22 protein-coding genes and 1 tRNA gene are annotated in these 20,735 nt (G+C 58.4%); 8 read left to right on the forward strand and 15 right to left on the reverse strand.

The annotated features are described in order from the left end of the window. Positions 1–42 precede the first annotated feature (42 nt). From V5279_RS36000 to V5279_RS36010, 3 genes are all read right to left on the reverse strand, one after another. Positions 43–1,394, reverse strand: a protein-coding gene (locus tag V5279_RS36000) for an IS3 family transposase (RefSeq protein WP_338691735.1) whose coding sequence is annotated in 2 segments (ribosomal slippage) — positions 43–1,058 and positions 1,058–1,394 — 1,353 coding nt in all. Because the reading frame shifts where the segments join, the coding sequence is not laid out codon by codon here. A gap of 241 nt (positions 1,395–1,635) precedes the next feature. Further along, complete coding sequence (locus tag V5279_RS36005) at positions 1,636–2,175, reverse strand: hypothetical protein (RefSeq protein WP_338691736.1); 540 nt, start codon at positions 2,173–2,175, stop codon at positions 1,636–1,638. 510 nt (positions 2,176–2,685) lie between these two features. Beyond that, entirely contained in the window at positions 2,686–3,261 is a 576-nt protein-coding gene (locus V5279_RS36010) for a hypothetical protein (RefSeq protein ID WP_338691737.1), read from the reverse strand. A 406-nt stretch (positions 3,262–3,667) separates the two neighbouring features. Here V5279_RS36010 and V5279_RS36015 point away from each other — a divergent pair, with 406 nt between their 5' ends. The 4 genes from V5279_RS36015 to V5279_RS36030 all read left to right on the forward strand — a co-directional run bounded on the left by V5279_RS36015 (position 3,668) and on the right by V5279_RS36030 (position 6,502). Next, positions 3,668–4,294 carry a tyrosine-type recombinase/integrase gene (locus V5279_RS36015; protein ID WP_338691738.1) on the forward strand — a complete coding sequence of 209 codons (627 nt, stop codon included), beginning with the start codon at positions 3,668–3,670 and terminating at the stop codon, positions 4,292–4,294. After that, positions 4,245–5,282, forward strand: coding sequence for a hypothetical protein (locus V5279_RS36020; protein WP_338691739.1), 1,038 nt, complete (start codon positions 4,245–4,247; stop codon positions 5,280–5,282). Before V5279_RS36015 ends, V5279_RS36020 begins: the two co-directional genes overlap by 50 nt. Positions 5,283–5,502: 220 nt before the next feature. Further along, positions 5,503–6,096 carry a hypothetical protein gene (locus tag V5279_RS36025; protein WP_338691740.1) on the forward strand — a complete coding sequence of 198 codons (594 nt, stop codon included), beginning with the start codon at positions 5,503–5,505 and terminating at the stop codon, positions 6,094–6,096. Between the two features lie 196 nt (positions 6,097–6,292). Next, the gene (locus V5279_RS36030; protein WP_338691741.1) at positions 6,293–6,502 is read left to right on the forward strand and encodes a DUF3768 domain-containing protein; all 210 of its coding nucleotides are present in this window, start codon (positions 6,293–6,295) and stop codon (positions 6,500–6,502) included. Between the two features lie 6 nt (positions 6,503–6,508). Here the strand turns inward: V5279_RS36030 and V5279_RS36035 are convergent, their stop codons facing one another. Continuing rightward, on the reverse strand, positions 6,509–6,658 hold the full coding sequence (locus tag V5279_RS36035; RefSeq protein ID WP_338691742.1) for a helix-turn-helix transcriptional regulator: 150 nt from the start codon (positions 6,656–6,658) through the stop codon (positions 6,509–6,511). A gap of 167 nt (positions 6,659–6,825) precedes the next feature. On the opposite strand from V5279_RS36035, the gene V5279_RS36040 reads away from it, so the two are divergent. Then, positions 6,826–7,227, forward strand: a complete 402-nt coding sequence (locus V5279_RS36040; RefSeq protein ID WP_338691743.1) for a DUF4339 domain-containing protein — start codon at positions 6,826–6,828, stop codon at positions 7,225–7,227. A 6-nt stretch (positions 7,228–7,233) separates the two neighbouring features. On the opposite strand, the gene tnpC is transcribed toward V5279_RS36040, so the two are convergent. From tnpC to V5279_RS36070, 6 genes are all read right to left on the reverse strand, one after another. Beyond that, positions 7,234–8,805: an IS66 family transposase gene (tnpC, locus tag V5279_RS36045; RefSeq protein ID WP_338691744.1), complete on the reverse strand. Its 1,572-nt coding sequence runs from the start codon at positions 8,803–8,805 to the stop codon at positions 7,234–7,236. Positions 8,806–8,878: 73 nt separating this feature from the next. Beyond that, positions 8,879–9,226 carry an IS66 family insertion sequence element accessory protein TnpB gene (gene tnpB, locus V5279_RS36050; protein WP_104465416.1) on the reverse strand — a complete coding sequence of 116 codons (348 nt, stop codon included), beginning with the start codon at positions 9,224–9,226 and terminating at the stop codon, positions 8,879–8,881. Beyond that, on the reverse strand, positions 9,223–9,648 hold the full coding sequence (tnpA, locus tag V5279_RS36055) for an IS66-like element accessory protein TnpA (protein ID WP_245284953.1): 426 nt from the start codon (positions 9,646–9,648) through the stop codon (positions 9,223–9,225). The genes tnpB and tnpA overlap by 4 nt, the downstream gene beginning before the upstream one ends. Positions 9,649–10,037: 389 nt before the next feature. Next, positions 10,038–10,409, reverse strand: coding sequence for a hypothetical protein (locus V5279_RS36060; protein WP_338691745.1), 372 nt, complete (start codon positions 10,407–10,409; stop codon positions 10,038–10,040). 3 nt (positions 10,410–10,412) lie between these two features. Then, entirely contained in the window at positions 10,413–10,808 is a 396-nt protein-coding gene (locus tag V5279_RS36065; RefSeq protein WP_338691746.1) for a hypothetical protein, read from the reverse strand. 511 nt (positions 10,809–11,319) lie between these two features. Next, on the reverse strand, positions 11,320–12,291 hold the full coding sequence (locus V5279_RS36070) for a hypothetical protein (RefSeq protein WP_338691747.1): 972 nt from the start codon (positions 12,289–12,291) through the stop codon (positions 11,320–11,322). Between the two features lie 555 nt (positions 12,292–12,846). On the opposite strand from V5279_RS36070, the gene V5279_RS36075 reads away from it, so the two are divergent. After that, entirely contained in the window at positions 12,847–14,541 is a 1,695-nt protein-coding gene (locus V5279_RS36075; RefSeq protein WP_338691748.1) for a DUF927 domain-containing protein, read from the forward strand. On the opposite strand, the gene V5279_RS36080 is transcribed toward V5279_RS36075, so the two are convergent. The 5 genes from V5279_RS36080 to V5279_RS36100 form a co-directional block, all read right to left on the reverse strand. Further along, positions 14,496–15,323, reverse strand: a complete 828-nt coding sequence (locus V5279_RS36080) for a hypothetical protein (RefSeq protein ID WP_338691749.1) — start codon at positions 15,321–15,323, stop codon at positions 14,496–14,498. The genes V5279_RS36075 and V5279_RS36080 overlap by 46 nt on opposite strands. A gap of 71 nt (positions 15,324–15,394) precedes the next feature. Then, a complete protein-coding gene (locus V5279_RS36085; RefSeq protein WP_338691750.1) occupies positions 15,395–16,030 on the reverse strand; it encodes a hypothetical protein in 636 nt (211 codons plus the stop codon). Beyond that, positions 16,027–16,245, reverse strand: a complete 219-nt coding sequence (locus V5279_RS36090; RefSeq protein ID WP_338691751.1) for a helix-turn-helix domain-containing protein — start codon at positions 16,243–16,245, stop codon at positions 16,027–16,029. Before V5279_RS36090 ends, V5279_RS36085 begins: the two co-directional genes overlap by 4 nt. Before the next feature lie 95 nt (positions 16,246–16,340). Further along, entirely contained in the window at positions 16,341–17,006 is a 666-nt protein-coding gene (locus tag V5279_RS36095; protein ID WP_338691752.1) for a hypothetical protein, read from the reverse strand. A 256-nt stretch (positions 17,007–17,262) separates the two neighbouring features. Next, positions 17,263–17,337 (reverse strand) — tRNA-Glu (locus tag V5279_RS36100). Between the two features lie 506 nt (positions 17,338–17,843). Here V5279_RS36100 and V5279_RS36105 point away from each other — a divergent pair. Both V5279_RS36105 and V5279_RS36110 read left to right on the forward strand, forming a co-directional pair. Then, a complete protein-coding gene (locus V5279_RS36105; protein ID WP_338691753.1) occupies positions 17,844–18,296 on the forward strand; it encodes a (2Fe-2S)-binding protein in 453 nt (150 codons plus the stop codon). A 1-nt stretch (position 18,297) separates the two neighbouring features. Then, positions 18,298–20,616 (forward strand): xanthine dehydrogenase family protein molybdopterin-binding subunit, encoded by a 2,319-nt coding sequence (locus tag V5279_RS36110; protein WP_338691754.1) that lies wholly within the window; start codon positions 18,298–18,300, stop codon positions 20,614–20,616. Positions 20,617–20,735 lie beyond the last annotated feature (119 nt).

A 20,735-nucleotide genomic window follows, 5' to 3' on the forward strand; every position in this document is an offset into this window, starting at 1 on the left:
GCTTTTCGAGAAGGGAGGCTCTGGCTCATCTGTTGTTGGAGTTTAAGCGGCCTGCAGTTGGTGCTGCAAGCGGCGGTTTGCGATGGTCTCACGCTTGATGCGCTGTCGTTCGGTTAGGATGGTCTCGGCTCTGCCGAAGTAGACGTCAGCCGGGGTCAGGTTTTTGATGCTCTCATGATAGCGGACGTGGTTGTAATGCTCGACGAAGGCGCCGATCTGCCGTTCGAGGTGGCGAGGTAGATAATAGTTCTCGAGCAGAATGCGGTTCTTCAGGGTCTGATGCCAGCGCTCGATCTTTCCCTGGGTTTGGGGATGATACGGAGCGCCGCGCACGTGCTGCATGCCCTTGTATTCGAGCCACCTGGCCAGATCGTCCGCGACGTAACTCGAACCATTGTCGCTGAGAAGCCTCGGCCGGTGCGCGACGGTGATGTGGTCAAGGCCGGAGGCCGCGAGTGCCTGGTCGAGTGTGGCCGTGACGTCGGAGGCACACATCGTGGGACCAAGCCTCCAGGCGACGATGTAACGCGAGAAGTCATCGAGCACGGTCGACAGGTAGTACCAGCCCCAGCCGGTGATCTTGAGGTAGGTAAAGTCGGTCTGCCAGAGCTGGTTGATGGCGGTGGTCTTGTCCTTGAACTCGTTCGCCGCCTTGATCACCACATAGGCGGGGCTGGTGATGAGGTCATGCGCCTTCAGCAGCCGATAGACCGATGCCTCGGAGACAAAATACTTCCGTTCGTCGGTGAACCGCACGGCCAGCTCGCGCGGCGACAGCTCGGGCAGCTCCAGCGCCAGGTCGATGATCTGGCCCCGCACATCGTCGGGGATGCGATTCCATATCCGGTCAGGTCGAGACCGGTGGTCAGCCAGCGCCTCGACGCCGCCATCACGATAGCGATCATACCATCTATAAAACGTGGCGCGTGGGATCCCGAGCTTGTCCAGCGTGCGCTTGGCCGGCAGGTGCGACTGCTCGACCAACTGGATGATCTCGGCCTTCTCGGACGCAGGATATCTCATGCCTCGTCCTCCCCATCCCCGTTCATGCTTTTTTTGAGTAGGCGGTTCTCAAGGGTGAGGTCGGCCACGACTTCCTTCAATGCGGCCGTCTCACGACGGAGATCCGTCACCTCGCCGGAGGTCGCCGCACGCGCCGTATCGCCCGCCAGGCGGCGCTTACCGGCTTCGAGGAACTCCTTCGACCAGCCGTAATACATTGAGGCGGCAATGCCCTCACGCCGGCAGAGCTCGGAGATGTTCTCCTCGCCCCGCAGTCCTTCCAGCACGATGCGGATCTTCTCTTCCGCCGAATACTGCCGGCGGGTCTGGCGCCGAATGTCCCTTAGTACCTGTTCTGCCGGCGCTTTGCCCGGTCCGGATTTCTGCTTCATCTTCGCTCCTGGTGGCTACGATGAACCAGAAATCCTCCCTCCGCAAAATCCTTCAATTTGTCTCACACGCCCTGACGGCAAACAAGGACGCCCTGATCCGCTCCGTCAGAACACTCGAAGAAACGCAGATAGGTCATCGATCTATCGGCACAGGCCGAGCCGCAGATTGCCCGTCCTTTGGCTCCGTTGACGAGGTCAATCGCTCAGCCTCGGCGGCGACCTAGCGTTATAAAATGCGGAGCTACCTCCAGATTTGAGGCGACACACTCTTCTGATATCCACATTCCCGAGAGATCCGTAGTGGATCGACAGGATCTAGCCAACGCATCATTCTTTCAACCGTGCCCTCACCATCCTTGGGCGTTCGGGCACCTTGATCAGCCTCTTTCACAAGCGCATTGAAAAACTCCGGCGCACTCCACATACGTTCTCCCACGAGATAACCTGTCACGCCCTCAGCAAGCAACCGTATCAGCACCTTTCGCACGACGGCGGGTCTGCGTGTCGTGGCCAGAACAGTCAATTTCACCAGAATTTCTTGAGAAAGAAGCGAGAGAGTATCGAGCAATAGCTCCATATGCCCTAGATGCCGCTCCCGATACTGCTTCCACTCTCCTCTCTTGTATGTGCGGGGGAAACACGCTCGCCACAGCTCATCCGCACGGACTTGATCAAGCGCGACCGCACCGTAGTAAGCCACTAACAACGCCGCAATGTCGTCACGAGTAAGGAGGGGACCAGAAAGTTCTTTCGCGAGCGCACTGTTTGACTCTGTACTCATTTGAAGCTCTCATCATGTGAATGCTTCTCATTAGAGAAGTGAAGCACCGTGCTTCGGCCATCATTTACAAGATGGACGCGCGCAACACTTTCGATGACTCCTTGAGTTACAACCCTGTTGGCCAACGTGCGGCACTTGATTCATGATTTCAGCTCCAGGATTGCGTTGAACTGATTTTCATGAAATGCGCCACGCGAGATGATACCAAAATCATCATCTCGCTGACCGCCGTCGCGTATCGCTTCGTCACACGGGCTTTGCAGGGCCAACGGATGAGCACACTCTCATAATCTTATCAGTTTACGGTGCGGTTCGTTCCGTATCGCACAAGGCAACCTAGTTGGTTAGCTGCACGCCGCCCAGACGCGCGAAACGATCTACGACTAGCATGAGCGTTTTCTTTGCACGCGCCGCCACAGCCTACTCAAGAATTGCTGTCATTTAAATTCATCTTCCGCGCATCCTGACGCGGAGCGTAAAGTGCTGGCTCCTGAGTCAGCGGATCCATTGTTAATTCCAAATTTGAATACTGTCGGCATCAACGCGGCCATGCTTGAACGTTTTCAGCATGTAATCGGCCATGGTGCCCTCAGTGATCGGCGTAGCGTGAATCCGAGCCAAGACGTCGTTGCTGTAGAATTTCGGCTGCGCTCGAAAATGCTCGTCGAGCGGCACCGTCAATCGCGATTGTTTGCCCCACAGCAGCTCCTGCACCTTTATGTGCATGTCAGTTCGTGCTGGCGGCCGAGTGAGGGCTATGGCGTTGAAGTGCCATCCATTATTGATGAGGAAGTCCCGAATTGGTCCCTTGGTATGCTTCCACACCGGTAAATCGTGGCAACCTAGAAAGATCGGCCGTAGAAATTGCCACGCTTCGGCATTCGGCCTCCGAACCATGTGCCTGCACAGAATATCGTGCACCCTCGTTACTTGCGAGACCATAATTTCCTGTCGTTGACCGTTGCTGGCTGCAATTGGATTAAACATGAAGTTGAGAAAGAACGGCTGGTAGCCATCGACAACGTAATTCTCAATGAGCTCGTTGTAGCCTCTGACGATACTTTCGCGAATCTGACGGTTTCTCATGTGCGTTCAGTTGGATGAGTGAGATTTTGTTGAGCCTTGAAGACAAGTGAAGTCATATGGAGAGTGCAAATCTCCACGTTGTCGTACGTTCCGCTCCGTGGGCAACCATCGGCGCTTCGGCTATGTTCTCAAGAATTAGTATTTTACAAGTTGGTCCGGCGCGCCTCGCGAACCACGCATCAAGCCCGGCTACTCACAAGGGTGAGCAACTTGCTCACCCTTTGAACCGTGACCCGGTTGGGCGACGCGCCCGGCACCTCCGGGTCACGGTTCCAAAATTATAAGCCGCCGGCATCGCGCACATCGCGAAGTCGCGCACAAAATCTTATCAGTCAACATTTGCTGAACTTCCGCTTGCATGACAACACTTGGCCGTTAAACTCTTCTCTGCACGTAGTTGAGAAAGATGGCAGGCAAGCAGGCAAAGATTCTTTCGGCAGATCACATCGACGATCTCTTGTTCTTCGTCGCACAGTCTCGGCATCCACTTCGTAACCGCCTCATCGTCTTGTTTTCGGTACGCGCTGGTCTGAGGGCCGCTGAGATCGCTCAGCTCACCTGGCAAATGGTCTTGAATGCCAGCGGCGACGTCGGCCCTGCCCTTGAACTCGAAGATAAGATCGCCAAAAAGCGTAGCGGCAGACGCGTCCCGTTGCACGCAGAGTTGAGACAGGCTCTCATTGAGGCGCGTGAGCTGTGCGATGGCACTGGTCCGATCATCAGATCGGCGCGCGGCGGTCCAATGACGCCTCTCAGCATCGTCGTGTGGTTCAATCGCGTTTATCGCATCGCGAGCTCGGGTTTGCTGGCTGTTCGTCTCACTCCGGTCGCCGAACCTTTATCACCCGTGGCGCGCGGCTCGTTCATGAAGCGGGTGGCTCGCTCCGCGACGTGCAGCTCCTCGCAGGTCATCGATCAATTCAAACCACGCAGCGGTATGTTGATGGCGACAGCGATGCCCAGAGAAAGCTGGTGTCGTTGCTATGACGGTCACGCTGCTCCCCTACCCTACCCCCCTTTACAAGTTGGTTGAGCCACTATCGTCCGACCAACGCGCAGAACAGCTGCTGACCGCGACCTGCATGCTGGCTGGCTCGATGTCGTTTCTTGACGAAATCGACGACGAATTTCGCTCGAACGGGTTAGACCGCGCCATAGCAACGAACAACTCTGCCCCGATCTTCGATTGGCTTCTGACGATCTTTAGCTACCAAGGCATTTCGGACCGCGTGGCGCGTGACTATGCTGCGAAGCACGGCACCGCCAGCTGGTCGAATATACAGAAGAGCTTTGGCCGCAGTGGCACTTGCCCAAAGCTTCGTAGCTACTGGCAATATTCAGAATGCCGGTTCGACAAGACGAGCCAGACCTGCGCCGAGCCCGATCATTTTGATAGTTGCTCCTTGCCGCGGCTTCGGCTGCGCAATGGCCGGTTGAACCAGACGGCTTACAGCTTTTTCTTGTTTGTCCGCGATGTCGCGGGCGGCGACTTGTTGGGTTGGATCAATCATCGCCTGCAGACCGCGATAGCAGGGCCAGAGCTGGACTTGCAGGCCGCGCGCCAGGAGGCACTATTGGGTCCGCTGAGGAACGTCTACGGCATCTCCGATAAGGTGCTATCGATGGCACTCTCTACTCTGCTGATCGGCGCTCGCCACCGGCGCCCGAAATGGTTTGAGACTGGCAGATCGATGGTGACAATTGACACGCTCGCCCACAATTTTTTGCACCGGACAGGTATTTTACAAGAGTGCGGAACGCCACATGCTTATGGTCGCGGATGCTATGCCAGGGACGGTTGCGCCTCGATCATTCGTAACATCGCCAGCCTGATCGACTGCCGCAGATTCAACCGCGCCTTTCCTTCGGATTTTCCGAGATTCGTGCAACATGCGATTTGGCGCTATTGCGCGGCCGACGGCCTCAATGTTTGCAACGGCAACCAAATTGACGACCGGTTGGCCTGCCAAGACTGGTACTGCCGCCTTGGCCAAAAATGCCGACGAAAACCATTAAAATAGGCGTTTTATCAATGCCTTACGCTTCGTTTTGCACTTGACGGTATTATATTACTCCGGTATTATACATCGCCGACGTTTTTCGGCACGACGCAGCAACCAAACAGGTGAGCAACATGACCGCAGTTTATCGAAGACGGCCACGACCGCGCACAACGCAGAGATTTTCGATCCAGCCAAAGGGCCCCACCTCCGGGGCCCTTCGCTTTTTCGGGAGGGTGCAATGAAGAAGAAGCAAGACAAGCCAAAAATCGAAGAGCTGTTCGTAGTCGGCTTTGACCTCGACAAGAAACCCAGAGGTGGCCGGTTCGAAGGTATCGACGAGCGCGCAGCGAATGTTGCGTTCGACCTCGGCCTCACCGCCGTGATCAAGGCATCGTCAGACTTTGCCGAGGCAGCCAAGAAACTGCCAGTCGGTCGCGTCTACGCCAGCGGCAAAGCGTTCATCCCGAACATCAAGGAAGCGCTTGTAACCGAGCTGATGGCCATTCTGCGCAAGCCTGGCGACTGTTCCGAGGCTTACCGCCTCGATAAGCGATCAAACATGAAAGACGGTACTGAAGGCGACACATCGCAGGTCCGATGCAAGTCGCCGATTACGTCGGGACTGCCTCGATCTTGGAACGATATTGACGCCGGTCACCTGGTTCTAGCCCATGCCGGTTATGAGGACGGTTGGTGGGAGGCCGTCGTCGTGAATCGAGAAGACGACATTCTCACTCTTCGTTACCGAGATGCACCCAAGCTGCCGACGTTTGTGCGGCACCTCAATACGGTTGCCCTGATCAATCCGGGCCCGCTCTGCGACAACGATTAGCTGAACTGGGGAGGCTTGGTCTCAGCACCAAGCCTCCCGGCTCCCGACCTTTCCCATAAAATTTTGGAGAAACAACCATGTCCAAAGGCACGGATCGGATTCGCACGCTCAACGACGACCTTCGCAAGGATTTGTTCGGCGGCCACGCCATCATAACGACAGGATAGCAGCACTAGGCCCTGAAGCCTTCTTACGCTTGGCAAAGACAATTGCTGTGTTCGACGATTTTCATCACGCGAACGATCCGCACTCAGAGCACGACGCCGGCGTATTTTCCTTCGATGGCCAGCAAATATTCTTCAAGATTGACTATTACGACAAGTCGCTGTCGTTTCATTCGCCCAACCCGGCGGATCCCGCCGTTACGGAACGCACAATAACGATAATGCTCCTCGAAGAATACTGACGCGCGTCACTCGCTCACGAGCTTGACCAACGACACTGACAATGCGTCCGCAATCCTGGCCATCGCAAGTAGGCTAGGGTTGCGCTTACCTCGCTCGATGCCGCCGATATAGGTCAGATCAAGATCGGCCTCGAACGCGAGCTTTTCCTGCGTCATCCGACGCTGCAGCCGAAACTGCCGAACATTCCTACCGACAATCGTGCGCCAGTCCCGCATTGCAGGATTGGACATGATCGGGCATATAGTCTCTATGGATTATAGTCCTTATCAGCATTTCAGCCAAGGCGTCGGACCAATTTTCATCATGTCAAAAGGAAAACAGAATGACCGACGGACAAGTTATGCCACCCCCACTCCCACGCAGTGAGACCGCCGCCGAGTGGTTCGTCATCAAGGATGGCGCACGGCTCGGGCCCGTCACAGCATCCGCGATCAGAGCGATGATTGGGCGAAAGGAGATCGAAGCAGACGCCCAAGTATGGCGCAGCGGCATGCCGGAATGGAAACGGATCCGGGACAGCGAGCTGGCTGATCTAGTCGCTGCGGAGCCGCCGCCGATATCGTCAATGCACATCGGCAGCGGTTATGTCTGGGTACTGGCGTTCCTGCCGCTGGTGTTTTGCTTCATCGAAGCATCTATCGCGGCGAGCAATCAGCAGGCCGCGGCCCGCACGGTACGCATCGGGCGAAGGCCCCTGGCTAGGCCTTTTTTGGCGGAAGGCTGATCGCGCTTAAGCGGCGTGAGCGACGCTCTGAGGCCGCCAATTCCAAGGCAGCAGTTGGTCAATGCGCTTGGCAGGGTGATCCGGTAGGCGCGCCAGCACGTCGGCGAGCCAAGCCTGTGGATCGATGTCATTGAGCCTGGCGGTGGCGATGAGGCTGTAGATGGCAGCCGCACGCCGGCCGCCCTCATCGGACCCGGCGAAGGTCCAATTTTTTCGTCCCACGGCGACCGCCCGTAGCTCACGCTCAGCAGCATTGTTCGACATGCAAAGCCGTCCGTCATCAAGGAAGCGGCTAAATGCATCCCAGCGGCTGAGGCAGTAATTGATCGCCTTGGTCGTGTCGTTGTTCCTGGAGAGCTTGGCGCGCTGCTCGCGCAACCACGCCTCCAGCTCGACCATCAGGGGGCGGCTACGCTCCTGGCGCACACGCAAACGCTCCTGCGCGGTAAGACCGTTGATCTCGCGCTCAATGGCGAACAGAACATCGACGCGCTTGACCGCCTCGGCCGCGATCGGCGCCTTGCTGAGCCGCGCGAGATCAAAGAACTTGCGCCTGCCGTGCGCCCAGCACGCGGCCTCGATGATCGGGCCGCCCTTGCGATTGGCCTCGTAGAGTCTGCCAAAGCCGGCGTAGGCGTCGGCCTGCATCAGTCCGGCATAGCCCGCCAGATGCTGCTCCGGATGCGCACCGCCACGATCGGGCGAGTAAAAGAACACGGCCGCCGGCGGATCTGGGCCGGCAAACGGACGGTCGTCGCGCACGTAGGTCCAGAGCCGGCCGGTCCGGGTCTTGCCCTTGGCCAGGACCGGCACCGTAGTGTCATCCGCGTGGATGCGCTCGGCTGCAAAGACGTGGCTCCGGATCGCATCTACCAAAGGCATCAGGGTTGCCGCGGAGGCACCTACCCAGTCCGCGAGCGTCGATACGTCGAGGTCGATGCCTTCACGCTGGTAGACGTCGCTCTGACGATTGAGCGGCAGGTGTAGGCCGTACTTGGCAAACAGAACATGGGCCAGCAGTTTGGGCCCTGCACGCCCGCGCGCAATCGGATGCGAGGGAGCCGGCGGCTGGGTGATCGCTTCGCAGGCCCGGCAGACGAGCTTCTCGCGCACGTGCTGGATCACCTTCCACTGGCGCGGAACGAGCTCCAGCGACTCGGTCACGTCTTCGCCGATCTTGCGCAATCGGCTGTCACCACAGCATGGGCAGATCGCAGGTGTCGGATAGACGATGCGCTCCCGTGGCAGATGCTCCGGCAGCGGCCGGCGGGCTGGCTTGCGGCGCTCGAACGATGGCACCGCAATCTTCTCGGCTGCCATCTGCGCCGTGGTCTCAGCTTGCGCGGCGTTCTCCTCCAGGTCGGCGAGCTGTAGCTCGAGCTGGTCCAGCAATGCGCCTCGCTCGGAGGACTGTCCGAACTGCTCGTGCCGGAGCTTCCTGATCGTGAGTTTGAGCTTCTCGATTAGCAAGGTCCCCGCCTGGGCCTCGGCTTCCGCGGCCAACCGGGCCGCTCGCTCGGCGCGCAGCATCGCCTGCAGCGTGGTCACATCGTCGGGAAGAGAATCATCAGCGCCCATCGCCGACCACAGAATCACAAGACGCGGTCTCTGTCCGAACCGCTGATCGTGCCACCGATTCAAATCCCAGCGATCAGCCGGCCGCCTGCGGTCGCCAGGTATGTTGCGGCATCCGCCAGTCGATGCCCTCCAGCAGGTAGCCAAGCTGGGCGGGGGTGATCGTCACCACGCCATCAGCCGACGACGGCCACAGGAAGCGGCCGCGCTCCAGCCGCTTGGCATAAAGCGACATGCCCAGTCCATCGTGCCAAAGGATCTTAATCAGCTTGCCGCTTTTGCCACGGAACACATAGAGGTCGCCGCCGTGCGGGTCTCGCGTGAACGCTTCCTGCACCAGCAAGGCCAGCGAGTTCATGCCGCGACGCATATCGGTGTGGCCGGTCGCAATCCACACCCGCACGCCCGACGCAATGGGGATCACCGTAAGCGTCCATCTGCCAGCACCGCCACGGCGGCCTTCAGCGTCGCCGCGTCGACCGGACCCGTGATCCGCATCCGAGCCCCGGCAGCAAACTCGATCTCGATCGACCCGCCGCTGTTGGCCGGCGCGACTGGACAAGGCGGCGGCCCAGATTCCGCGACCACCATCGCCGGTACGAAGCCAGGTTGACGGGCGGTATCCTTCGGCTCAGGCCGAAACGAGCGTCGCCATCGCAGCAGCAATGAGCGCGAAACGCCATACCGCCGCGCTGTTGCCGCGACTTGGCGCGGCGCCTGTAAGCTCTCCAGGACGATCTTGAGCTTCTCATCCTCGGACCAGCGCCGTCGCCGGCCCGTGTCCACCACTTCAAGCCGTTCGACTTGGGCACTGCGCCTATCACTGTCCATAAGGACAGTACTCAACAACTCGCCTCATTCGGCAAGGCGGCCTTCACCGGACGGATACCCCGCACGCTGTCGTTAGGCTTTCCATATACCCCTTACCGAGGGCTGCCACCACAGATCCCGCTGCTACTCAACGCCTTATTAGGCTGGCTAGACTATCGGCGGCTTGAGAAAGCTGGCTACAAGTCTTGGGGACTGCGCGCAGCCGCGGTGCTTTTGACGCCAGTCTATCTGTTCATGAGAGCAAGCCGTCTGAAACAGCGGCCGTCCTACGCCATCCTCTGGCTGGTCTGCCTTTTTGTCGGCGTCCTCACCTATGGCGCGAGCTAACGTCATCGAAATTGGACATCAGTGCGGCCTCGGGCTGAACAACTCAAGGCCGCACTGATGTCAAAGCAGCCCAATATCTATCTGAGGAGCTTTAGTGCTGTCTTCAACGCCTTGAGGTGCTCTTTTGTCTCAAAGACGCAGTCGCCAACGCCGACACTATCGAACGCTTTCTTCTCCGCATTCGCCGCATTGTTGAACGCTATCAGCCGCTTCAATATCAAAGCGATCTTGTTTCGATTTTCGGGCTCCAGATTCTCTCCTGCGATCTTGTATGCATCCTTAACGTCATAGAACGTACTATTAAATTTAAGGGCATCCTCCGAAAGGTCGGAAAGTGATTCGCGCAAATCATCAATCCAACCAATGACCATTCCTTGATCTGCGATTGAAATCAGTCGTTTCAGCTCTCTGTGAGAAATTACACCACCGGCTTTTTGTCGCGCCAACATTAGTCATTCTCCTTTCTTACGAGCATCTGCCCACTCGCGGATACTTCTGATCAGATCTCCTGAATGCTCGATAGCTCCAAACTCCGTTTCGAGGTCGAGGCGGCTCTGTGAGCAGCCGGTGGCGTCAAGCCAATTGAAATCGACGTGCGCTTTGCTGAACGCTTCTAGCCCAGTGAGCTTGGCCAACACATCACGGCAGGCCGCACGCGTTAACTGCTCCGCTGGAATCTGCTGTATGTTGAACCGCATGTCTTGCAGAATCTTTTTCGTTCCTTTCGTCCGCTTTCCAAGGAACTCGAATTCCTCGCAGTTTCGGATGAAGGCTGTTCGTTCGAATGCTTTTTTCGCTAGATTCAAACGTTGAAGTAGCAAATCCTTGCCAGTCGGGAATTCTTTCATGAATAGTCCTTTCACCCATCTCTCGCTTATTCATTTACAAGACATCGTTAGATCCGCTCTCAGCGTACGCGAACTCACCAATCGCACCGCCAATTGTATTCTCGCGATGTCTTCCTGTCGCTTCCACTCACCCTGCCGCGACGTGGTCACATGATCACCGTTGTCCGCTGCAACCTGTCCAGAGACTTTCGCTTCAAATGCGGTCGTGGTAATCATTTGAAGGTGACCAGACGCTCTTCGCTGTCATCGAACGTCTCTTCGGTGCAAATGGTACTGGCCAGAACCACTCAATCGACGAAATCACTTATCCAGCTCCGCGTCTTCGGGGTTTGTCGTACTCTGGAGTACAAACAAACTCGTGCGGCGAGTTCTCGCAGCATTCCAAGATGACCTGTGCAGATTCACACAATGACCGCTTAGATTCAGCTCGATAGTCATCGCGCGATCTCCTCTATGAATCCCGATGCGAACTCCGCAGATTGTGCCAAGGCGGCAATGTGCGATCACGACGTCATTTACAAGATCGATCTTGGTGGGAAGGTCGAGCCGACCACGATGTTCCGCGGCGATGCGAAAAGAACTCGCGCCAATACACGCAGTTCGGAACACCCGGCGAGGGCGTGCGAGGTGGTCGAGCAGCGCGCTTGGCTGCGGCCAGTAGTCCTCGCCCCTCCCCGCCAGCCAGCGCGAGTTCATCGAGGTACAGGTGGCGCATAGTGAAATACAGCGTCAGCCGCTCACCGGGTCGAAGTTCTGATTTGGTCTGCTTGAACTTGCGCTGCACCACGCCGTTCTTGTCGACCACCGATTTTCCGTCTCGGATCCAGTCTACTGCTGAAACCCGATAAGCTGAGATTGGCGATTTGAGCAGGTAACCAACTGTCCTTGGAAGTCGCCCCAGCTGGACTACTTTCACGTGGGTTGGCCTCAGGCCACGTTCGAGCCGCTCGTACCACCCCTCCCTTCTGAGCTCGCGCAATCGCTTCTGCATCCGGCTTTTCGAGATCCCCCACACGAGACCGTGCAGATGCCATGAGACACACTGTTTCTTCTCATCACGCTGGTAGGCGATCTTCCAGTTGAGATAGAGAGCAGGCTCGACGACTGCGAAATAATGGAGTCCGCGCAGTCCATACCGAAGCCGATCCTTGATCCTCGACAGGTCCTCCTGGGTCAGAGATTCCAGAGAGCGCACACACTGCCTATCGCACAAGGTGACGAAAAGGATCCCCTGGTTGTGCTCAGTGCCGTCACCGTCATCGCAAAAGAACCGGGCCAGCTCTCCGCAAATTGCCCGACCCCAATTAATCCTGGAGCGGCTATTGACGGCTAGTAGCTGGTCGAGCCCATGAGGTTTTATACGGTGTCGATCTACAGGCGTTAATCTGTGCCGATTCCGAGCCACCTCAAACGCAGTACGCTGGTTTCTACGCTCGATGCCCTGCCACTGAGCTATTCTGGTGTTGTCGAAGAAGGTAGGCATATTCGATATCTCGGTGTGTGGGACTGAGCATCATTTACAGGATGGTCGCGAAACCGAGATTCGGCAGTTGAGGCCTCTAACTCCGGAATTGAGGGTTCTAACTGGTGAATTGAGCTGATTGAGTGTGTAAGCAGCAGCAGCGGCAACAGGACCACCAGCAGGAGCCTGTTCTGCCGCACTCGTCCAAACGCGCAAGTGGCCGACGAGTGAAAATATTTTCTCTTTAAGAGAAGAGCTGGCGGCATTCTCTTAAAGAGAAACGTAGTCAGAATTCACAGATTCATACGATTCACACCGCACATCGATCAGCGCGCGCAGATGTGCTTGGCCAGCATCGTCGACCGCATAGATATGCAGTGTTCTAGTGTTCTACAATTGATCGACCAAAACCCTTATTTCAAGCCACTAACTCCCCACTTGACGGCCCCAACTGAGCTTTCGTCGTGCATTTCTCATTGACAGCTCGCCACACCAATTCAAGCGCCATCTTCGCCGCTTTGATCAATCACACGACCTTGTAAAGGACTGGGTGTGAATAATTCAGAGGTTGGCTCAATGGCGAACTCAACATCACGGGCTCTCGACAAGATCGAGATTGTGGGTCACGGCGTTGACGATCATCGCCAAAAGTACTGGAAGCTCAAAGTAGCAGGTTCGCGAATTGACTTGCCACCCTATTCATCGTTGGAGTTGCTCGAACCCAGAAAACGGCTCTATCCGGAATTAGCGGACGCAGGTTGCAGCTTGCTATCAAGTGGCTCGCAAAAAGCCCTGCTGCATATGCTGGAGAACTACGAGCACGGCGCAACGCCAGACTTTTACGTGGTGCCACGGTTAGGTTCGTTCGGCGAATTTTACGTCCGACCTCGTTCAATAATCGGCAACCTCGCCCAGCCGGTCGAACGCGCTCTTGGTTCTCTCGACGCCGATATGCTGCAAAAATATCGGTGGCGGGGATCGCTTCGACGGTGGCAAGAGCAAATTGGCTCGCTATGCGACGGCAATTCTCGGCTTATGTTCGCAGCCAGCATGGCGTGCACGGGCCCGATCTTGCCTTTTGTCGCTGGCCCTCGCACCGGCGGCTTCCAGATCACCGGCCCTGCCGAGACCGGCAAGACGACCGCCGCGATGGTAGCAGGTTCGATTTGGGGCTGCCACCGAGACTCGGCACGGGCGGACAAGGGGTTTGCTGAGAGCTGGAACACCACCATCAACAAGCTTGATGAGACCGCGCAAGCTCATTGCGATGCGCTGCTTATTCTCGACGAAACCAACCTCGCCGGTACTGATGACAAGAGCCGCGCCCATGCTGTTTTCAACGGGGCGTTCCGACTCTCGGAAGGAACGAAAAAGAAGCGCTTCAACGAGCCAGAGACGGCCGCGTGGCGGCTGTACTTCTTGAGCACCTCGAACCTCAGCCTTGATCAACTGGCCGCGGCCGGTTGCGTCGCCCTTGATGACCAGCACCGCGGCCGTCTTACTGATGTCGTTCTTCCCCGCGGTGCCGATACTCACGGCATCTATGAAGACCTGCATGGCTATCGTGATGGCGCCGCCCTGACTGACGCGATCAAAGACCGGTGCCGAGCAGTATTTGGTGCGCCTGGCTATCAGCTCGTCCGCCGGATCTACAAGAACAAGACCAGCCGGTTCGTCGCCAAGAACTTTGTCGCTAAACGACGTAACGTCTACATCGAACTTGCCCGCCGCAAGGCCGCCAAGACCGGCAGTAAGCCGCTTGAGCGTGCCACGGCGCGGTTCGCCACCGTCTACGCCGCGGGCTGCCTGGCCATTCACTATGGTATTTTCACCTGGCAACGAGCAGACCTCCTACGTGCCGTTCTTGCCTGCCAGTTCGACAGCTTGAGCTCGAATACGGTCTCTCTACCCGGTTCGCCCCTGCAAGCACGCCTGACTGAGTACTTTGCCAAGAACCGCGCGAACTTCGTCGATCTCGATCAGGGCAAACTTGACCGCGCCCGCCACCAGTTTGGCTCGGTGCCCGGCTATCTGCACACCCACAAACGCACGGCGTGGCTCTACCTCACCGCCGACCAGCTCAAGCGCATTATCGGCACCGGGCGCGCCGCAGACGAGTTCAAGCGTCGGCACGTCAACGACGGCACCTTGGCGGCAAGTGGCAGCCGTAGCCTAGTGCAGCGCCCGGTGTTCAAGGGGAACGGCAACAAAGGCTATGAATGGGTTCATGCCTTCCGCCTGTTCTCCGTCAACTTGATGGTCGGCCCGTAGCGCCGTGCGTTGAATAGGAACAGGTGATCGGTGAACTCGTGCTGCGCCATCCAGCTCAGCAACTCGTAGTGCTCCGAGGGGTTCAGCGGCACTGCTGGCGACTTCTCGGGACCCGTCTGCTGAAAGGGCCGATGATAGGTGGTGAACTTCAGCAAGTACGACAGCTGCTCAGCCGCGTCCATTAGCTCGACCGTCTCCACCGGGCGATACAGCCCGGTGTCCGAACACGCCGCTTCGAACGCTGCTAGGGCGTCAGGGTCGCCACCAAAAATGGCTAGGTTGATGTGCAAGACCCAGATTTTCTCTCGAGCGCGATAGCTGACCTCAAACCCACCGATGACGGCTGCATCGCCAAGGCCAGCACGAACAAAACGCTTGCGCAGCGCATGGCCGTGTCGCGCAATTTCCAGAGTACCCAGCTCGCCCTTCGTCACCGTCGCCAACAGCACCGTGCTGATCTTGATGCCGCCGTTGAACTTGCTGCTGAGGCGCAGCAGTTCACCAATGAGATGCCGACGGAAAGCGCGGGCACACCTCGGACAGTATGTCCGTTCGCAGCTGTAATGACCTTCTCGGCATTCGGAGAGGTAGACGGCGAACTCGGTGCGCGGTCGTTGGCCGACGAGAACCCTCTCGCTGCGGATACTCTCGATATCGACGTCTGCTTCGGTCTCAAAACGCTCGGCCTTTTGGAGAGAACTCGGCAGGAGCCCAACAATGTCGAACTCGGCAGCGGGATTCAATCGCCTCCAAAACGGAACGTTGCGGCGAGGGTTGGTCATTTCGGCATCTCTTAGTTGGCCCAGGTGACACGGCCGAGCTGCTCTCCAACAGTGCCCCCGGCCGCTTTCTTTTATTTCTTGAGTCGACGGACCCTTTGGATTTCAGCTACGGCTGGGGACGAAGGGTCATGGTCGAGGCGCGTACAAATCAACTTGATACGACGACTGGCTTTGACGCCCATCACCTCGGCGAGCAGCTTGGTATTAAGCTGCAACGTTACGGTTGTTAAATCCTGCTTTTCGTCGGTATCTAGCTCGTCCCAATCGTCCTGTTCCGCTTTGCTTTTCTTTGACTTGGCAATTCTGTTTCGCCGTGGGCTATCTTGTGCGGCTGCCTTCACAATCGCTTCAATACCTCCGCGCTTAGGAATTTCGGTGGCAATATCCTTCGGGTCAACACCTTGGTCATCGATCAGATAGTCTAAAGCACGTGCCTGTTTCCAAACCTGCTTGACGGCATTTTCGGACTTAGCGCAAGTGACGTAGCAGATGAGGGCAGCGGTCAGATTTTTGCGTAGATTGCTGCCCGGCACTTTCGGCAGCTTCTTGTCAGCCAACTCATAGAATGCCTTTGTTTCGGCGGCGTCTCCTCGAAGTTGCACGACAAGCGCCATAGCCTCTGCGAGCCTGCGATATTTCTTTTTGCGATAGCCCGCACGGTCTTCCTTGTATTCGCGCCGCAACGCTTTGACGTCATCGCTGATCACGAGATCGCTCCTTCATCGCAGGAGCGGGTCTTGTGCGTCAGCTTCTTGGTGCCTTCCGCGGTACCGAGGAATGCTTCAATAGACCTCGCGCTGATAAGGGTTCGGCGGCCAACCTTTATGACGGTTAGCTTTCCATCGGCGATGAGTGTGTACAAAGTTGTGCGCCCAACGCTGAGGAGGCCGCAGACTTCCTTGACGCTGTAGGTTAATTTCATAGTACCTCGCGTGTGGTTGAATCACGGTCGTGCCGTGACGACAACCATTCACCGAGGTCCATCGGCGTTCAACGAATCAGAGGGCTCAATTGAGCTCAACGAGGGGGCCTGGCCAACGCTCTTTCGGCGCGCACCTTTTCAAATGCGCGTTTGATCGTGGCATCTGATACTTTGGTGTACCCATTGCAGGACAGCCATTCGTTGATGCGATCGTTGCGCTGCTGCCAGTACATTCCTGCTTCACCGTCTGGCCAAAGGGCGGAGATTGCTTGTTTCACGGCGTTCTTCCGCCAAGCACCAGCGCGCTTTGGAACGAGCCCATTCTTGCTCATCCATGTATCGAAGGTAGACCGCCAGACGTAGACCTCGTCCATAGCTGTTCGGAGGTAATCGCCATCAGCGCGCGCCACGCTAAAGGGATGGCACAACGGGAATAGGAGAGGGAGTTTTTCGGCGTCCGCTGAACTCATCCAGTGCTCCGGCTCTACGCGGACCTCTCGATCAAAGTCAGGATCGCGAACGAAGGCGGGAAGTTGACGCCGCTCGAGCGCAAGCCGCAGAAGAAGCCCGGCCTTAACAGAAAGAAGTGACTTTGCAGCATTTGCGTGATCCAAACCAGATTGCCTTAGGTCGCGATATTCGGCTTCCAATTTCCTCTTCCAAGGCTCATCCCAAACTGGCTCATTTTCCTCAATACGCCTCTTTAGTTCTACTGAGGCGGTTGTCAGGAAGATGATGTTAAGGGTGATATAGCTAGGCATCTGCGTCCACTTCCATGCTCAGAGCTACATAATAAAAAATGATCCGCTGTCTGATCGATACCTTTCTATTTGGCGGTTGCGTCTGCCTCAGTGTTTTTGCCTCCGTTGAATCGCTGAGCGCGCGTTCTCGGTCCAGGCACCAGCGTGTGCGGGACCAACGCTAGTAAAGAACTCGAAAGCTCAGATTTGACTTGAAGAAAACTTGAAGAAGCCAACTTCGCAGCGCGCTCGATGGCCGCTAACACATTGAATTTATTGGCGCTCCCTAGGGGAATCGAACCCCTGTTTCAGCCTTGAGAGGGCCGCGTCCTAACCGCTAGACGAAGGGAGCGTTGAGGGGGAAGGCAATAGCCTTGAAATCGGCCTGCCGCAAGATGGCTTGTGCATTGCGGTGGGGATTTTGTCGGCCATGCTTGACGCGCCGGGCCGCTATTTCCCGCGGAAGCAGCCCCAAACCGGCCTGCCATGAGGGACCCCCGGCGCGGCCCGCCTGCACGGACCAGCGATGCGGCCGGGCCGATCGCATGACGGCCACCTCCGGATGTCACGTCTCCATCGTGCACGGCCCTGCTTTCGCCAAACGGAAATGCAAAACACTTGCCTGTGAAGTCACGCGGCGCCCGGCTCTGCTAACATCGCAGCCATTCACCACGCTGCGCGCCCGGCAAGGCGCTCGAGAAGCAAGAGGAGTGCTTGGAACAAAGCGCAAATCCTTGGCGCACGGCAATTTGGCTCACCAACATCTTGGCAAAACAAACATCATCGCGGCCGCAGGCCATGGAAGACGTTCCGCCCTGCCCGCATCGGTCAATAGCTTAAGCAGAGCGAGGACAGACCATGATCAAGCTAAAAATCAACGGCCAGGAACAGAATTGGGATGGCGACCCCGACCTTTCGCTACTCTGGTATCTCCGTGACGAAGCCGGCCTCACCGGCACCAAGTACGGCTGCGGCCAGGCGCTGTGCGGTGCCTGCACCGTGATCGTCGACAAGGAGGCGGTGCGCGCCTGCATCACCTCGGTCTCCGACGTCGTCGGCCGCGAGGTCACCACCATCGAGGGCCTGCACCCGACCGGCGATCATCCGGTGCAGAAGGCATGGCGCCAGGTCAATGTTCCGCAGTGCGGCTTCTGCCAGGCCGGCCAGATCATGCAGGCCGCAGCGCTGCTGGACCAGAACCCGAAGCCCAACCACGACCAGATCCGCGAAGCCATGGCGGGCAATATCTGCCGCTGCGGCTGCTATCAGCGGATCGAGAATGCCGTGCACCTCGCATCGACGGGGGTGTGACATGAACATTCGCACCAATCCGGGTAAGCTTCGCGGCTTCGAGAAGCACGTGAAGGTCGAGAACGTTTCGCGCCGCAGCATCCTCAAGGGTCTCGGCATCGCCGGCTCTTTCGTGCTCGCCGCGCCCGTGATGACGCGCCAGGCGTTCGCCGCCTATGAGACCGGCGCTGGCAAGATGCCGCATGGCGTCGTGGTCGACCCGCGCGTGTTCGTCGCGATCGCCCCCGACGGCATCGTCACCATCGTGGCACACCGCTCCGAGATGGGCACCGGCGTCCGCACCAGCCTGCCCCTGATCGTCGCCGAGGAGATGGAGGCCGACTGGTCGCGCGTCCATGTCCAGCAGGCGCATGGCGACGAGGTCAAGTTCGGCAACCAGGACACCGACGGGTCGCGCAGCACGCGGCACTATCTGATCCCGATGCGCCAGATCGGCGCCTCGGCGCGCTCCATGCTGGAAGCCGCCGCCGCCAAGAAATGGGGCGTGCCGGTGACCGAGGTGAAGGCGCAGAACCACGAGGTCGTCCACAGCGCGAGCGGCCGCAAGGCCGGCTTCGGCGAACTCGCCGCCGACGCCGCCAAGCAGTCGGTGCCGAGCATTGAAGGCCTCAAGTTGAAGGATCCGAAGGACTTCCGCTATCTCGGCAAGGGCCAGGTCTCGATCGTCGACCTGCACGACATCACCACCGGCAAGGCGCATTACGGCGCCGATATCCGGCTGCCCGGCCTGAAATACGCGGTCATCGCCCGTCCGCCGGTCACCGGCGGCAAGCTCAAATCGTTCGACGACAGCGCGGCGATGAAGATCCCCGGCGTCGAGAAGGTGATGGAGGTCAAGGGCTGGCCGTGGCCGTCCAAGTTCCAGCCGCTCGGCGGCGTGGCTGTGATCGCGCGCAACACCGGCGCCGCGATCAAGGGCCGCGACCAGCTGAAAATCGTCTGGGACGACGGCGCCAATGCCAAGTACGACTCCGTCACCTATCGTGCGTCACTCGAAGAGGCCGCGCGCAAACCGGGCCTCGTGGTGCGCAAGGAGGGCGACGTCGATGCTGCCCTGAAGAGCGCCGACAAGGTGATAACCGGCGAATATTATCTGCCGCATCTCGCCCATGTCAGCATGGAGCCGCCGGTCGCGGTTGCCGACGTCAAGGGCGACAAGGCCCAGATCTGGGCGCCGGTGCAGAGCCCCGGCGGCACCCGCGAGGACGTCGCCAAGACGCTCGGCATCCCCGAGGACAATGTCACCGTCAACGTGACGCTGCTCGGCGGCGGCTTCGGCCGCAAGTCGAAATGCGACTTCGCGCTCGAGGCGGCACTGCTGTCGAAGGAACTCGGCGCGCCGGTCAAGGTGCAATGGACCCGTGAGGACGACGTCCACAACGGTTTCCTGCACACGGTCTCGGTCGAACGCATCGAGGCTGGCCTCGACAAGAGCGGCAAGGTGACTGCGTGGCGGCACCGCAGCGTGGCGCCGACCATCGCCTCGACCTTCGCCGCCGGCGCCAATCACGAGGCGGCGTTCGAGCTCGGGATGGGGCTGGTCGACATGCCGTTCGAGATCGCCAACATCCAGTGCGAGAACCCGGAAGCCGCCGCGTTCACGCGTATCGGCTGGTTCCGCTCGGTCTCCAACATCCCGCGCGCCTTCGCGGTGCAATCCATGGTGGCGGAGATCGCGCAGGCGACGGGGCGCGACCCGAAGGACATGCTGCTGGAGCTGATCGGGAGCTCCCGGATCGTCAAACTCGATTCGGTGAAGGACCTCTGGAACTACGGCGAGCCCTATGACAGCTACCCGATCGACACCGCGCGGCTCCGCAAGGTGGTCGAACTGGTCGCGGAAAAGGGCGAGTGGGGACGCAGCGTGCCCAAAGGCCACGGTCTCGGCATCGCGGTGCACCGCTCCTTCGTCAGCTACATCGCGACCATCGTCGAGGTGGCGATCGACGACAAGGGCAAGTTCACGGTGCCGCGGGTCGACACCGCGATCGATTGCGGCACCTACGTCAATCCGGAGCGGATCCACTCGCAGATCGAAGGCGCCGCGATCATGGGGCTGAGCCTCGCCAAATACGGCGAGATCAGCTTCAAGGACGGCAAGGTGCAGCAGAGCAATTTCGACGACTTCCCGGTGATCCGGATGGACGAGTCACCTGCGATCACCAACGTCCACATCGTGCCGCCCGGTCCGGACACCCCGCCGAGCGGCGTCGGCGAGCCCGGCGTGCCGCCGTTTGCACCGGCATTGATCAACGCGATCTTCGCCGCAACCGGAAAGCGCATCCGCGCCCTTCCGATCGGCAAGCAGCTGGAGACCTGAGGAACGTTAGGCAAGACGGGAAGTTCTCATCGATCTGAGGCATGATCCGGAAAAGTGCGAAGCGGTTTTCCGAAAAGATCATGCCCCAACAAACAGCTAAAGCGCGATGAAGATCGCGC

The organism is Bradyrhizobium sp. 26S5 (assembly GCF_036923295.1).
Lineage (GTDB): Bacteria > Pseudomonadota > Alphaproteobacteria > Rhizobiales > Xanthobacteraceae > Bradyrhizobium > Bradyrhizobium septentrionale.

Bases quoted from the DNA above. Each gene is read 5' to 3' on its own strand.
- V5279_RS36020 (WP_338691739.1), top strand. From the start codon at position 4,245: ATGACGGTCACGCTGCTCCCCTACCCTACCCCCCTTTACAAGTTGGTT.
- V5279_RS36075 (WP_338691748.1), top strand. From the start codon at position 12,847: ATGGCGAACTCAACATCACGGGCTCTCGACAAGATCGAGATTGTGGGT.
- V5279_RS36110 (WP_338691754.1), top strand. From the start codon at position 18,298: ATGAACATTCGCACCAATCCGGGTAAGCTTCGCGGCTTCGAGAAGCAC.
- V5279_RS36025 (WP_338691740.1), top strand. From the start codon at position 5,503: ATGAAGAAGAAGCAAGACAAGCCAAAAATCGAAGAGCTGTTCGTAGTC.
- V5279_RS36040 (WP_338691743.1), top strand. From the start codon at position 6,826: ATGACCGACGGACAAGTTATGCCACCCCCACTCCCACGCAGTGAGACC.
- V5279_RS36005 (WP_338691736.1), bottom strand. From the start codon at position 2,175: ATGAGTACAGAGTCAAACAGTGCGCTCGCGAAAGAACTTTCTGGTCCC.
- V5279_RS36035 (WP_338691742.1), bottom strand. From the start codon at position 6,658: ATGACGCAGGAAAAGCTCGCGTTCGAGGCCGATCTTGATCTGACCTAT.
- V5279_RS36060 (WP_338691745.1), bottom strand. From the start codon at position 10,409: ATGTTGGCGCGACAAAAAGCCGGTGGTGTAATTTCTCACAGAGAGCTG.
- V5279_RS36080 (WP_338691749.1), bottom strand. From the start codon at position 15,323: ATGACCAACCCTCGCCGCAACGTTCCGTTTTGGAGGCGATTGAATCCC.
- V5279_RS36070 (WP_338691747.1), bottom strand. From the start codon at position 12,291: ATGCCTACCTTCTTCGACAACACCAGAATAGCTCAGTGGCAGGGCATC.
- tnpC (WP_338691744.1), bottom strand. From the start codon at position 8,805: ATGGGCGCTGATGATTCTCTTCCCGACGATGTGACCACGCTGCAGGCG.
- V5279_RS36015 (WP_338691738.1), top strand. From the start codon at position 3,668: ATGGCAGGCAAGCAGGCAAAGATTCTTTCGGCAGATCACATCGACGAT.
- V5279_RS36065 (WP_338691746.1), bottom strand. From the start codon at position 10,808: ATGAAAGAATTCCCGACTGGCAAGGATTTGCTACTTCAACGTTTGAAT.
- V5279_RS36105 (WP_338691753.1), top strand. From the start codon at position 17,844: ATGATCAAGCTAAAAATCAACGGCCAGGAACAGAATTGGGATGGCGAC.
- V5279_RS36010 (WP_338691737.1), bottom strand. From the start codon at position 3,261: ATGAGAAACCGTCAGATTCGCGAAAGTATCGTCAGAGGCTACAACGAG.
- V5279_RS36090 (WP_338691751.1), bottom strand. From the start codon at position 16,245: ATGAAATTAACCTACAGCGTCAAGGAAGTCTGCGGCCTCCTCAGCGTT.
- V5279_RS36095 (WP_338691752.1), bottom strand. From the start codon at position 17,006: ATGCCTAGCTATATCACCCTTAACATCATCTTCCTGACAACCGCCTCA.